The 11,862-nt window shown below is 65.3% G+C and carries 15 protein-coding genes; 2 read left to right on the top strand and 13 right to left on the bottom strand.

Annotated elements, in window-relative coordinates; genetic code table 11:
• Nucleotides 1–45: 45 nt before the first annotated feature.
• From AC3WJU_RS00635 to AC3WJU_RS00625, 3 genes are all read right to left on the bottom strand, one after another.
• A complete protein-coding gene (locus tag AC3WJU_RS00635; protein ID WP_306960883.1) occupies nt 46–972 on the bottom strand; it encodes an MIP/aquaporin family protein in 927 nt (308 codons plus the stop codon).
• Nucleotides 973–1,114: 142 nt separating this feature from the next.
• The gene (locus AC3WJU_RS00630) at nt 1,115–1,465 is read right to left on the bottom strand and encodes a DUF202 domain-containing protein (RefSeq protein WP_307054201.1); all 351 of its coding nucleotides are present in this window, start codon (nt 1,463–1,465) and stop codon (nt 1,115–1,117) included.
• Complete coding sequence (locus AC3WJU_RS00625; protein WP_059387628.1) at nt 1,462–1,818, bottom strand: YidH family protein; 357 nt, start codon at nt 1,816–1,818, stop codon at nt 1,462–1,464. The genes AC3WJU_RS00630 and AC3WJU_RS00625 overlap by 4 nt, the downstream gene beginning before the upstream one ends.
• 76 nt (nt 1,819–1,894) lie before the next feature.
• On the opposite strand from AC3WJU_RS00625, the gene AC3WJU_RS00620 reads away from it, so the two are divergent.
• The gene (locus tag AC3WJU_RS00620; protein ID WP_441437137.1) at nt 1,895–2,980 is read left to right on the top strand and encodes an ADP-ribosylglycohydrolase family protein; all 1,086 of its coding nucleotides are present in this window, start codon (nt 1,895–1,897) and stop codon (nt 2,978–2,980) included.
• A 12-nt stretch (nt 2,981–2,992) separates the two neighbouring features.
• Here the strand turns inward: AC3WJU_RS00620 and AC3WJU_RS00615 are convergent, their stop codons facing one another.
• The 4 genes from AC3WJU_RS00615 to AC3WJU_RS00600 all read right to left on the bottom strand — a co-directional run bounded on the left by AC3WJU_RS00615 (nt 2,993) and on the right by AC3WJU_RS00600 (nt 6,351).
• Entirely contained in the window at nt 2,993–3,541 is a 549-nt protein-coding gene (locus AC3WJU_RS00615; RefSeq protein ID WP_284988390.1) for a DUF4395 domain-containing protein, read from the bottom strand.
• Nucleotides 3,542–3,607: 66 nt separating this feature from the next.
• Nucleotides 3,608–4,633, bottom strand: coding sequence for a 3'-5' exonuclease (locus tag AC3WJU_RS00610; protein ID WP_307054206.1), 1,026 nt, complete (start codon nt 4,631–4,633; stop codon nt 3,608–3,610).
• A gap of 71 nt (nt 4,634–4,704) precedes the next feature.
• Nucleotides 4,705–4,965 carry a DUF4235 domain-containing protein gene (locus AC3WJU_RS00605; protein ID WP_284988392.1) on the bottom strand — a complete coding sequence of 87 codons (261 nt, stop codon included), beginning with the start codon at nt 4,963–4,965 and terminating at the stop codon, nt 4,705–4,707.
• A gap of 147 nt (nt 4,966–5,112) precedes the next feature.
• Complete coding sequence (locus tag AC3WJU_RS00600; RefSeq protein WP_332601889.1) at nt 5,113–6,351, bottom strand: MFS transporter; 1,239 nt, start codon at nt 6,349–6,351, stop codon at nt 5,113–5,115.
• A 188-nt stretch (nt 6,352–6,539) separates the two neighbouring features.
• Here AC3WJU_RS00600 and AC3WJU_RS00595 point away from each other — a divergent pair, with 188 nt between their 5' ends.
• Complete coding sequence (locus AC3WJU_RS00595; RefSeq protein WP_284988485.1) at nt 6,540–7,304, top strand: VTT domain-containing protein; 765 nt, start codon at nt 6,540–6,542, stop codon at nt 7,302–7,304.
• A 75-nt stretch (nt 7,305–7,379) separates the two neighbouring features.
• Here the strand turns inward: AC3WJU_RS00595 and rdgB are convergent, their stop codons facing one another.
• The 6 genes from rdgB to clpS all read right to left on the bottom strand — a co-directional run bounded on the left by rdgB (nt 7,380) and on the right by clpS (nt 11,737).
• On the bottom strand, nt 7,380–8,021 hold the full coding sequence (rdgB, locus tag AC3WJU_RS00590) for an RdgB/HAM1 family non-canonical purine NTP pyrophosphatase (RefSeq protein ID WP_284988394.1): 642 nt from the start codon (nt 8,019–8,021) through the stop codon (nt 7,380–7,382).
• The gene (gene rph, locus AC3WJU_RS00585) at nt 8,018–8,776 is read right to left on the bottom strand and encodes a ribonuclease PH (protein WP_078108499.1); all 759 of its coding nucleotides are present in this window, start codon (nt 8,774–8,776) and stop codon (nt 8,018–8,020) included. Before rph ends, rdgB begins: the two co-directional genes overlap by 4 nt.
• 43 nt (nt 8,777–8,819) lie before the next feature.
• A complete protein-coding gene (locus tag AC3WJU_RS00580) occupies nt 8,820–9,617 on the bottom strand; it encodes an MBL fold metallo-hydrolase (protein ID WP_284988395.1) in 798 nt (265 codons plus the stop codon).
• Nucleotides 9,614–10,684, bottom strand: a complete 1,071-nt coding sequence (gene murI / locus AC3WJU_RS00575; protein ID WP_284988396.1) for a glutamate racemase — start codon at nt 10,682–10,684, stop codon at nt 9,614–9,616. Before murI ends, AC3WJU_RS00580 begins: the two co-directional genes overlap by 4 nt.
• A gap of 95 nt (nt 10,685–10,779) precedes the next feature.
• Nucleotides 10,780–11,346 carry a DUF2017 domain-containing protein gene (locus AC3WJU_RS00570; RefSeq protein WP_284988397.1) on the bottom strand — a complete coding sequence of 189 codons (567 nt, stop codon included), beginning with the start codon at nt 11,344–11,346 and terminating at the stop codon, nt 10,780–10,782.
• Nucleotides 11,339–11,737 carry an ATP-dependent Clp protease adapter ClpS gene (gene clpS / locus AC3WJU_RS00565; protein ID WP_059387623.1) on the bottom strand — a complete coding sequence of 133 codons (399 nt, stop codon included), beginning with the start codon at nt 11,735–11,737 and terminating at the stop codon, nt 11,339–11,341. The genes AC3WJU_RS00570 and clpS overlap by 8 nt, the downstream gene beginning before the upstream one ends.
• Between the last annotated feature and the right edge of the window lie 125 nt (nt 11,738–11,862).

Raw genomic sequence — 11,862 nt, 5'->3', positions numbered from 1 at the left:
CGGCACCGGCCGTAACAGGGCCTTCCGGACAGCTGAATTCCTGCGTCAGCCCCGCTTGCCGTCGAAGAAATCGCGGGCCGGGTCGACGTCGGGCTTCTCTTCGACGGGTGCCACGGCGGACTCCGCAGCGGGCGTGGAAACCTCGGCCGCGCTTTCCGGGACAGCCGCTTCAGCGTCGTCGTCGGACTTTTCCTCCCAGCCGTCGGCCGGCAACGGCTCCTCGACCTCAGCCACGGCAACCGGGGTGGTTTCGCCGAAACCGCGGAAGATGAGGCCTGCGATCGCCGCTCCGACCAGCGGTGCGACCCAGAAGAGCCAGAGCTGCTCCACTGCCCAGCTCGAGCTGAAGATGGCGGAGGCAGTGGCACGTGCGGGGTTGAAGGCAAGGTTGCCCGTGGATTGGCCAAGCTGCAGCAAGACCGCGACTGTCAGGCCGACCGCGAACGGTGCTGCGAGCTTGCTGGGATTGCGTCGAGCGGTGACACCCAGGAAGACCCCTACCAGGAGCGCGGCGCCGAGGACCTCAATGAGCATCACGCCGGTCACGGGAACCTGGAAGCTGGAGTGCGTACCGAAGCCGGAGGTCGCCGTGTCAAACACAGTCCGGCTGTCCGTGATCCCCGGTACAGTTCGGACGACGGCGAAAATCGCCAACGCGCCCAGCAAAGCGCCCACAATCTGGGCCCCCAGGTACGCGGCCCCATCCACAAGCTTCATCCGGCCGGCAACCAGGTGACCAACCGTGATGGCCGGGTTGAAGTGGCCGCCGGACAGGTAACCGAAGGCCAACATGGCAGCAGTGACGGTCAGGCCGCTGGCCAGCGACGCCGGCATCGGAACCGCCTGGGGGTTGATGAAGATCAACACACCCAAGCCAATAACCACAAGGAACAGCGTCCCCAGAGCTTCAGCGGACGCCCGGGCTAGGAGCCGGGTTCCGCGGGAGGAGGGAGCGGACACAGTTGTGGTCATGTCGAGGGATTCCTTTGTTCGAAGTTCGGGTGGTCTGTTGCGGAGGCGGACACTCCGGGCAAGGCAAGAAGCCGTGCGGCGGACCGCTTTCTTGCCCCGCAGCATCCTGTCAGCCGAGTCTGGACGCTTCCTGAATCCGAGCCTAGCCGCCCAAGGCGATTGCGGCGACCGCAGCGCAGGCAAGCGCGATGATGGACACGGCGCTTGCAAGCATCAAGACAGCCGACGCTTCCTCCGCGCCATGGTGCAACTGGTGGGACCTGGCCCACACAACGCAGCCGAGGACGATCGTCGCTGCGGCGGCGGTCAAGGCGCAGATTCCCTGGTAGTCGAGCCCCGGTATCCCGGTGGGCAATTGCCCCGCACCGGATTTGGCCGTCAACCACCTGCGCCAGATGAAGAGATCCACCACCAGAAGCGAAATCAGGGTCCGGCGCCAAGCGAGCGTTGTACGCTCCGGCTGCAGCCCCGGATCCCTGGATTCAACGGTCAACGCGCCACCAGGATCAGCACGGCAAAAGTGAATGCCGCCACCGCAACCACGATGGTCATGAGCAGCATGACCCGTGAGAACGGCAGGGCCTGGTCGTTCCGCATGGCCGCCTCCATCTGCGCCCACCGGCGGTAGGCGAGCGTCGCGAGGCCCGCGCCGATCATGGAAAGAACGACGCACAAAACGATGCGCACGGGCTGGGGCGCGATGTTCGGAGCAAGCTGGTCGATGGCGACGGCACCGGCCAACAGGGCCAACGACGTACGGATCCACGCGAGGAAGGTCCGCTCATTTGCGAGGGAGAATCTGTAGTCCGGGGTCTTTCCGGTTTTCCGCCACGCGGGTTCACGCATCATGCCTCCTGGTTCACGAGCCACCGTATCAGCGGGCAGGTGAAGACCGGCCGGGCAGCCACGGTAAATTACCACTATGAGCGCTGAACCATCCCCCTCCGCCGTGCCATCCTTCGAGTCCCGGGTTAACGGCTGCCTGCTGGGCGGTGCCTTGGGCGATTCGCTCGGCTACGCCGTCGAGTTCGACGACGTAGCCACGATCCGCACCCGCTTCGGCGCAGCGGGCCTCACCTCTTTCGGCCAGCTCGACGGCGGCACCCACTTTTCGGACGACACCCAGATGACGCTGTACACCGTCGACGGCCTCGTGGAAGCCCTGGAGTGGGCCAACGACGGCGTAGCCGCGGATGAAACTGCATGTCTCTGGCTGGCTTACCTGCGATGGCTCGCGAGCCAGGGCGTCGCGTTGCCGGCATCCGCCCCCGTTCCCCAACCGCGGTGGATCGACGGCCAAGAAGTGCTCCGGCACCGCAGGCACCCGGGAAAGGCGTGCCTGAGCGGACTCTCTACGGGCGAGATGGGAACCAAGTTCCGGCCCGTCAATCCGGAATCGAAGGGCTGCGGCACGGTCATGCGCTCGGCTCCCTTTGGCCTGGTCCCGCATATTTCCGAGGCCGCGGTCTACAAGCTGAGCACCGATGCCGCGTGCTTGACCCACGGGCACCCTTCGGCACGGCAAAGCGCGGGTGCCTTCAGCGTGCTCGTGCACAAGGTGACCGCGGGCTCAGATGTGCGGACTGCGGCTGAGCATGCCCTGAGCGTGGTGTCAGCACTGCCGGATCCAGCCCCCGAGCTCCTGGGGCGCCTCCGGGAGGCGCTGGAACTGTCTTCCACCGGCACGCTGCTCAGCCCGGAAGAACTCACCGCGCAACTGGGCGAGGGCTGGGTCGCGGAGGAGGCACTCGCCGTCGGGCTCTATGCGGTGCTGGCGACCGCGCGGGCAGCGGAGACACGGAGTGATCCGGCCGCCCATTTCCGCCAAGCCATAACCGTGGCGCTGAACCACAGCGGTGACAGCGACTCCACCGCCTCGATCGCAGGCAATATCCTTGGGGCGCTCCACGGCGAAGAGGCACTGCCGTCGGACTGGCTTGAAGCCCTTGAAGCCCCGGAAGTGATCCGCGGGATGGCGCAACGGCTCATCGCCGTCACAGTGGGCTAAGAGCCAAACGGTTCAAAGCCTGCGAAGCGCGATATTGTTGCACGCTTCGCAGACGTCCGCGGGAATGAGTCCGCGCCTCTGCAGGATCCCGAAAATGGCGCAGCCCAGGCAGAATCCCACAAACGATTCGAGGGACGCCGCGACGATCAGCAAGGCGAGCAGGATCCAGGCACCTAAGGCGAAACCGGCGAAGAACAGGACCACGGCCGCCGTGCTGAGCACCGCGCCGATTCCCTGTGCGAAACGCTTGGGCGGCCCCGGGACGAGTTTGGCGGGGCCAACTCGGGGAGCCAAAACCTTGACGGATAGCAAGGCAAACGGCGAGATCCTCGGCCCGAACAACACCCGCAGCCAGAAGCCGGCCGCGATCAGCACGAGTCCCCAGCCGACGCCGCTCACGAGGGTGGCCACTGCGGCAACAACCACCAGGCCGGCCGTGATCCTCGCGGCGTATTCGTTGACCGGATTGGGGAAAGCGAAGACGGCGCGCCATCCGGTGGCCGCCGGAGCCGGCGTTCCTACGGCGAACGCTGCAGTGTCAGCCTGTCTTCCCTGTGTCATGGCTCAAGGCTAGGAGCGCCGCGACACAACGGGAAGCTTTGTTGCTCCGTGTGAATATTGGCGCGGCTAGCGTCCGCCGACCATCTGCAGGAACTCCCCCTCGGACAGCACCTCGATCTGCTGGCCGCGGCTGTGCAATTCCAGGACCCTTTTGGCTTTGCCAGTGAGGCGACCGTTCCGGAGATCGCCTGCCACGAAGCCGTCGCCCACCACCAGGACCGTGGTCCTCCCGGTCACGCGGCTCTCCGGACGCGCACCCATCTCCGCTGCCCGCTGTTTCGCTTCCGGCCGGGCAATCGCAAGCTCACCTGTAAAAACGACCGTTTGCCCGAACAGGGGGTGGCCCGGTTCCGCTGCAGGGTTGGGCTCCGGATTGTCGCCTTCCTCAGGCCAATTGCTCCAGGCGCGTCCAAGCTGGCCGGCACCATTCCCGACGCCGGACCGGCCCGCGGCCGCGTCGCGCCCTCCACTGGCCCCCGCGAGCGCAGCGAGCGTTTGCTTGGACAGTCCGTCTCCTGGCTGGAAGGCCTGCTGTTTGGGAATGGCCAGGCCGAGGGACAAGTAGAGCTCTGCGATGCTGTTGGCGTTGTTCCTGTGCGCGATGTCCACCAGGATTCCGGCGCAGGCCCGGGCGTCCTCCGCGGCGTCGTGATGGTTCACGAGGGGCACGCCCGCCTCCTCCGCGGCGTAGGGCAACGAATTGGATACCAAGGAGTAGCAGCGCCGGGACAACATCACCGTGCAGACGTACTCGTAAGCGGGGCCAGGCAGGCCGGAAACTTCGAGTCCGGAACGGATCACGCCCAGATCGAACGCGGCATTGTGGGCGGCAAGGATATCCCCGCCGATGAAAGCCCCGATTTCAGGGAAGAGTTCGCCGAAGCGCGGAGCCCCGGCGACGTCCTCGGCTCGAATGCCGTGGATCCGGGTGTTGTGGTACTCGAAGTGGTCGTGGTTTTCCGGCGGCCGCATGAGCCAGGAGGCTTCCTCCACCACGACGCCGCCGCGGACCTTGCTCAGGCCGACCGAGCACGGAGAACCCCTGAAGCCGTTCGCAGTTTCAAAGTCGATCGCCGTAAAGTCCAATGCCACTGGTCAAGGTTACAGGTGGAAAGCGGCCCCAATGGCGCCGGTGACGGCCGCCCCCTGCCCCGGAGCGTCTTTCAGACCTCGTCCGCCGTCTCCTGCAGCTTGGTCAGGGCCTTCTTGGTTGTTCTTTGGGTCAGGACATGGATGACCGCCCCTACCGCGCCCCCGGCGAAGGCGAACAGCAGCACTCCAGGCAAGGAGTCCTCCAGATTGGTCGCATCCTTCGGCGCGGGCTTTCCGGTCGACTTGCTCCAGATGGCCTCGAGGGCTTTGTTCGCCGCAACTCCGGCGCCCATGCCCACCACCAGGCCAAGTAGTTTGATCAGGACGTTCATCTCGTTCCTCCGATTGTGGCCAGACGTGTGGTCCGCGGCTGGGAAATACGTCAACGCAGCCGCCTGGACACAAGATTATCAGCATGCTTATCTTCTCTTCCCCGATGCGGGCCGTGCCTGCGACGCCGTGCGCAGCACCGGTCGGACTTACCGACGTCTCATCAGTTTCGTCTCCCGGGGACCGGCGGGGTAGCCGCCGCGGCGGCTCGCCAGGATGATTGCGAGCGCTGCCGCCGTCGGGACGGCTGCGGCTAAGGGCACCCACAGCGCGCCGACAGTGGTCAGGGCCAGGGCGCCATATCCGGCGCCCACGGCGATGCCCAGTTGAATGGTCACCACGGTCAAGCCGTTCGCGGCGTCCTTGTGCTCTCCGCCGGCGCGAAGGATAGCTGCCTGGTTGTAGATGCCGATGGCCCCGAAGGCGGTTCCCCACACGGTCACCAGCACAAGCTCACCCACCCACGTGCCGCCAAGCAGCGGCAAGAGGCCGAAGGCCAGCACCAGCAGGGCGACCGCGGAAATCAGGGAGCGCCGCGGATGGGAATCGGCGGTGAGGCCGGCGATCCAGATCCCCACGAGGCTGGCAGCCCCCACCACGGACAACGAAATGCTCGTGAAGGCATCCGGCAGTCCGGAGACGTGGAGGAAAGGCGCTATGTAGGTGAAGAGCGTGAAGTGGCCCAAAAGCAAGAGTGGCCACGCTGTGGCCACGGCGATCACGCCGGGCAGCTTCAGGGCTCCGCGGAGGGTCGGCGTCGCATGGCCGTCCTCGTCGGGGGCTGCGGGGAGTACCCAAATGGCCAGCAAAGCGAGAACCGCGCCGACTCCGGCCAGGATCAGGAAAGAGGCGCGCCAGGTGAGGACCGAGCCCATGAGCGTGCCGATCGGAGCGCCGACGGCGAGCGCGATGCTGTTACCGCTGAAGACCATGGCCATTGCTCTTCCTACTGAGTGCGCCGGGACGATCCTGGCAACGTAGGGGGCCATGCTTGACCACAGCATCCCGTGGGCCACGCCTCCGAGGAGCCTCGCGGCAACTGCCAATCCCAGGCTCGGGCTCGACGCCAACAGGACATTGCTGAGTGCGAACGCGAGCACGGTGCCGATCAACAACGCCTTGCGGGGAACTCGTCCGCCGAGCAGCCTGGACAACGGAAGCGCCGTGAAGACGATAACTGCCGCATAGGCGGCAGTCAGGGAACCTACGGCCGATTCGTCTACTCCCAGGTCCCGGCTGATCTGGGGCAGCAGCCCGGACGGGAGGAGTTCCGTAGTCACCGCGGTGAAGCCTGCTGCCGCGAGGATCAGGAGACCGCCCCACGGGAACACCGGGGCTGACGCAGGAGCGGCCGTCGCCGCTGTTTCGGGTATAGCTACGTCGCGCATCAAAAAGTTCTTCCTCGTCATTCATGCTCAGTTAGCTGCGGACGCAGAAGTTCTCGTCATTTCTGCCCACGTCCACCACGCTACGCATGTCGGGCGAGTGGAGGCAGTGTCTGTCAGACACCCCCACCGGATGTGTCAAGGGCCCGACGGCGGTTGTCCCGTACCCTTGAAGGGTGACCCTTTCTGCGATGAACGACTTTGCCGTATCCGCTTTGGTGGGTGCAGGACCGGTGCAGCCGCATATGTCCGCGCTCCTGCCCGACTGGTTGAACCCCCAGATCTTCCTGGCCGACCCCGCCTTGGCGCCATGGGTAGTCCTTCTCGTGTGCGGCATCGTGTTCGCCGAGACGGGACTCCTGGTGGGCTTCTTCCTGCCCGGCGACTCGATGCTTTTCACCGCTGGGCTCCTCGTCGCCACGGATACCATCAAATTCAACATCTGGGCACTCGCGGCCCTCATCATCGTGTCCGCGATCCTCGGCAACCAGAGTGGCTACCTCATCGGTTCCAAAGCCGGACCGGCCATCTTCAACAAGCCTGATTCCAAGCTGTTCAAGCGGGAAAACGTCGAGAGTGCGCACGCCTTCTTCGAAAAGCACGGCGGCAAGGCCCTGATCCTGGCCCGCTTCGTGCCCATCATCCGCACCTTCGTCCCGGTGATTGTTGGCGTCGCGCAAATGGACAAGCGCAAGTTCTTCATTTTCAACGTCATCGGGGCGGTGCTCTGGGGCGGTGGCGTCACGCTGCTCGGCTACCTGCTCGGCGACAAAGTTCCGTGGGTCCGGGACAACCTCGACATCATCTTCGTGGTCATCGTCCTGATCTCGGTGGTCCCCGTGGCCGTGGAAGTCATCCGCGGCTTGCTGGCCAAGCGCAAGGCAACGAACGGCGGAGCAGAACCCGCCGAAGAATTGGTCGACGGACGCGAAGCCGGAAAGCACGGCGAGCGCTAGGCCCGCTGCTTCAACAGAAGAGGCACCCCGCACTTTGTCTGCGGGGTGCCTCTCTCGTTGATGCTGGCGCAAGTTCTAGCGAAGGGCGTCCACGATGGCCGGGAGCAGCGCCCTGAACGCCTTGCCACGGTGGCTGATGGCGTTCTTCTCCTCGGAACTCAGCTCCGCGCAACTGCGGTCCAGTCCCTGCGGCTGGAGCACGGGGTCGTAACCGAATCCACCCGCGCCGCGGGGCTCATGCAAGAGAGTGCCTTCCAACTGGCCGTACTCGACCACCTCGCGTGCCCCGCCGTCGACGGCGGCCGGTACAGCGAGTGCCGCCGCGCAGACGAACGCGGCTCCCCGGTGCGCGTCGGGGACGTCCGAGAGTTGCGCCAGCAAGAGCTGCAGGTTGGCGGCGTCGTCACCGTGCCGGCCGGACCAGCGTGCCGAGAAGATACCCGGAGCTCCACCCAGGACGTCCACGGCCAGCCCCGAGTCATCGGCAATCGCCACTATTCCCGTGGCTTCAGCCACGGCCCGTGCTTTGAGCAGGGAGTTCTCGGCAAACGTCACGCCGGTCTCGGCAACATCGGGAGCACCGGCCGCGGCCGCGTCAATCACTTGCGTATCGACGTCGAGTCCCGGAACCTGCCCCCTGAGGAGTTCCCTGAGTTCGCGCAGTTTTCCCTTGTTGTGCGTGGCGAGGACGAGCCGCGGCGCAGTTGCCCCGCTCACGGGGCCTCGGCCAGGGTCTCACGCTGGATGGCTGCCAACTCGCCCGTGCCGATAAGGGCAAGGTCCAGCAAGGCATTCAGTTCATCGCGGTCGAAGGGGGCTCCCTCGGCGGTGCCCTGGACTTCCACGAACTTGCCGGAGCCCGTGACCACCACGTTCATGTCGGTTTCGGCGCGCACGTCCTCGACATAGGGCAGGTCCAGCATCGGGATACCGTCGATGATTCCCACAGAAACGGCAGCGATGGTGTCGATCAGCGGCTGTGCGTTCTTGGCGATCATCTTGTTCTCGCGGGCGAAGCGGATCGCTTCGGCGAGCGCCACGTAGGCCCCGGTGATCGCGGCGGTGCGGGTGCCGCCGTCGGCCTGCAGGACATCGCAGTCCAGGACGATCGTGTTCTCGCCCAAGGCCTTGGTGTCGATGATGGAACGCAGCGAGCGGCCGATCAGACGCGAAATTTCGTGGGTGCGTCCGCCGATCCTGCCCTTGACGGACTCACGGTCGGAACGCGTGTTCGTGGCCCGCGGCAGCATGGCGTATTCGGCCGTGACCCAGCCGCGGCCTTCGCCCTTGAGCCAGCGCGGAACGCCCTCGGTCAGGGAAGCCGTGCACAGCACCCGGGTGTTGCCGAATTCGATCAGGGCCGAACCTTCGGCCTGCTTGGACCAACCGCGGGTGATGCTGATGGGACGGAGTTGATCGGGTGTGCGGCCGTCGGCACGGATGACGGGGACAGATGTGGCTTCGGAAGTCATACTGCAAGCTTAGCGATCCCCCGGCCTCCGCTGGACTGCGGGTTCAGACGGTGTAGTGGACTCCGGCAACCGCGACGGCGACATCGCCGGCGAACTCGGGCCGCGCCTCGGCCATGACCTTGGTCTGCGATGTCCAGACCGGGATGTGGGTCAACAGGAGGCGTCGGGCTCCGGCGGCTGTCGCTGCCTGGCCCGCGCGCTTGCCGGTCAAGTGCACATCCTTGATGTCGTCGTCGCGCCCTTCTTCGAAGGCGGCCTCGCAGAGGAAGAGATCGGCGTTGCGCGCCGCGTCCTCAAGGCCCTGGCACGAGTCGGTGTCCCCCGAGTACGTGAGGACCCTGCTGACCGCTTTGCCTTCTTTGTCCGGCTCGGTGACCTCGACGCGCAAGGCGTAGGCCTCTTCCACCGGGTGGTTCACGGCATACGGGGTCACGATGAAGGGTCCGAGCTGCACGGATTGCCGTTCGCTCCAGTTGCTGAAGTCGAATTCCTCGTGCATTCCGGGGTCCAGCTCAAGGCCGTAGGCGGTGGCCATGCGGTCGGCCGTCGCGGCGGGACCCCAGACTGGGATCCTGTCCCGTCCCCAACCGCCCGGCTTCCAGCGGACGGCTACGTGCAGTCCGCAGAGGTCCATGCAATGGTCCGGGTGCAGGTGGGTCAGGAAGATAGCGTCGATGTCTTCGAGGTCCGTGTACCGCTGGATGGCCCCGAGGGCACCGCTGCCGAGGTCCATGACGATCTTCCACTGGCGTTCACCGTCGTGCGCGGTCAGCAGATAGCACGACGCCGGAGAGCCGGGACCAGGGAAGGAACCCGTGCAGCCAACAATGGTCAGTTTCACTGGATGCGGCCTCCGCGGGCCGCGCCGAATTCGTTCACTGTGAAGGCTGCGGGGTCAACGAAATTGGACGTCCTCGCATGATGGCCGCCCGCGCGGGCGGCCTCCAACATTTCCGGGGTGATGCGGGCGAGGCTTCCGGTCGGGTACTGGGCGGCCACATGGTCCACGTGGCGCACGGACAGGACCTCCGGGCCGAGGAAACGGCGCGCCAGGGTCTCAAACTGGACGGCGTCGCCGGTGGCCATGAAGTCGTGCCGGGGCAAGCCGGCATCGGTCCGCTGGATCCCGTGGGTGGCCAAGGCGCGGTAAACGTCTTTGGCGGTCTCTTCGGCACTCGACACAAGAGTGACGTCGTCCCCCATGACGTAGGAGATCACGCCAGTAAGCAAGGGATAGTGCGTGCAGCCGAGCACCACGGTGTCCACGCCGGCTTCCCTGAGCGGTTCCAGGTATTCGTGGGCCGCGGCCAGCAGCTCGGGGCCGGTCGTAATGCCGGCCTCCACGAAACTCACGAATTCGGGGCAGGCTACCGAGGTGATGCTGAGGTCCGGGGCTGCGGCAAAGGTGTCCTCGTAAGCGCGGGAACCCACTGTGGCCGATGTCCCGATCACGCCGATCCTGCCGGATCTCGTCGCGGCCACCGCCCGGCGGACTGCGGGTTGGATGACCTCGATGACGGGAATCCCGTAGCGGGCCGTGTAGCGTTCGCGGGCATCGCGCAAGACGGCGGCCGAGGCTGAGTTGCAGGCGATGGTCAGGAGTTTCACGCCGGAGTCCACGAGCTCGTCCATGACGCCGAGGGCATTGGCCCGGACTTCGGCGATGGGGAGCGGCCCGTAGGGTCCGTTGGCTGTGTCTCCCACGTAGATGATCGACTCATGGGGCAATTGGTCGATGATGGACCGTGCCACGGTGAGTCCGCCGACTCCGGAATCGAAGACACCGATGGGGCGTGATCCCAGCAAGGGGTTGGGTGCTGTGCTGTTCAGTGTTTCCGGCGTGCGCTGGGATTCCAACGCCGCTGCGGCGCTCTCCCCATCCGATACCGCGTCCGATGCTGAGTTCATGATTCTTAGAGAATAAGCCAAGGCATGTGCTGCAGCGACGACATGTGGCGGGGGCCTCGTGTCTGTTTTGTCACACGGACGCCCACAAGCCCCACTCAGGGCTTCCGGTCCATCGAGGCCATCATGGCCTGGACCAACGATTCCTGGAGCCACGTGGTGAAGTTGTAGACGAGCGCCAGGTAGCTCTCCACGTCTTCGGCCTGGGACCAGTCCTGCATGGCATGGACATGGTCGGCATCCGCTTCGTCGCGGATATCGAGGCGCTCCGCCAGCACCAAACGAACATCGTTGAGGGCCATGGACCAGAGCTTCGCCTCCTCCGGGGTGAGGACGAGCTCGTTGCGGTCCAGGCCCATGGCAGCGGCTCGAAGGGCGCCGATTTTTCCTTCCCGCAGCGAGCGCTCGGTGAGCTGGCGGAACTCGAGGGACGCGGCGTCGTCATTCTTCATAACGTTCGGCAAGAGCCGCAAAAGGGCGCGATCGGACGGTTCCTTGACGTTCATATCCAGGCCGATCAAAGCCGTCAGGGGATCTTCGTTGCTGGACAGCTCCGGTTCCAGCATCGAAATGACATCATCCACGAGTCCGCGCAGGAGTTCGCGCTCGGCGGGCTCAAGATAGCCGGTGATGCCCTTGAGTCCGTACTTGAAAGCCTTAGCCACGTGCGCCGCCCTTGCGTCCCCGGCCGTCGCCGCTGCTGCTTGCCTTTTCAACCGTTGCCCACAGACCGTAGCCGTGCATGGCAACCGCGTGCTGCTCCACTTGTTCCTTGCCTCCGTGCGCCACGATGGAACGGCCCTTCTTGTGGACCTCGAGCATGAGTTTGTTGGATTTGGCCTCGGAATAGCCGAAGTAGCTCTGGAACACGTAGCTCACATAGCTCATGAGATTGACGGGGTCGTTCCAGACCACCAGGTTCCAAGGGATATCAGCAGCACTGAGGAGGTCGGTGGACGACTGCTCCGAGATGTCCGTCCGTTCTTCTCCCTTTAAGCCTGCGTCTGTCACTGTGCAGGTGGCTGCATAAATGCCGGGGGCGACGGTAGTGGTCATCTGTCCATTCTAATGGTGATGGATGGGCGAGCTAATGACGGGCCCACACCGCCGAGGGCCCCGCGTTGAGCGAAGCGAGACGTGGGAGGCGGTGGGTGGGCCCACACCGCCGAGGGCCCCGCGTT

The organism is Arthrobacter sp. FW306-1B-F12A (genome assembly GCF_058781865.1).
The sequence above is the reverse complement of the archived record's forward strand: the minus strand, read 5'-3'. Positions and strand labels throughout refer to the sequence as shown.

What these genes read in the sequence shown, in the direction of transcription:
- AC3WJU_RS00635 (WP_306960883.1), bottom strand. Translation starts at nt 972, where the DNA reads ATGACCACAACTGTGTCCGCTCCCTCCTCCCGCGGAACCCGGCTCCTA.
- AC3WJU_RS00625 (WP_059387628.1), bottom strand. Translation starts at nt 1,818, where the DNA reads ATGCGTGAACCCGCGTGGCGGAAAACCGGAAAGACCCCGGACTACAGA.
- AC3WJU_RS00620 (WP_441437137.1), top strand. Translation starts at nt 1,895, where the DNA reads ATGAGCGCTGAACCATCCCCCTCCGCCGTGCCATCCTTCGAGTCCCGG.
- AC3WJU_RS00615 (WP_284988390.1), bottom strand. Translation starts at nt 3,541, where the DNA reads ATGACACAGGGAAGACAGGCTGACACTGCAGCGTTCGCCGTAGGAACG.
- AC3WJU_RS00605 (WP_284988392.1), bottom strand. Translation starts at nt 4,965, where the DNA reads ATGAACGTCCTGATCAAACTACTTGGCCTGGTGGTGGGCATGGGCGCC.
- AC3WJU_RS00600 (WP_332601889.1), bottom strand. Translation starts at nt 6,351, where the DNA reads ATGCGCGACGTAGCTATACCCGAAACAGCGGCGACGGCCGCTCCTGCG.
- AC3WJU_RS00595 (WP_284988485.1), top strand. Translation starts at nt 6,540, where the DNA reads ATGAACGACTTTGCCGTATCCGCTTTGGTGGGTGCAGGACCGGTGCAG.
- rph (WP_078108499.1), bottom strand. Translation starts at nt 8,776, where the DNA reads ATGACTTCCGAAGCCACATCTGTCCCCGTCATCCGTGCCGACGGCCGC.
- murI (WP_284988396.1), bottom strand. Translation starts at nt 10,684, where the DNA reads ATGAACTCAGCATCGGACGCGGTATCGGATGGGGAGAGCGCCGCAGCG.
- clpS (WP_059387623.1), bottom strand. Translation starts at nt 11,737, where the DNA reads ATGACCACTACCGTCGCCCCCGGCATTTATGCAGCCACCTGCACAGTG.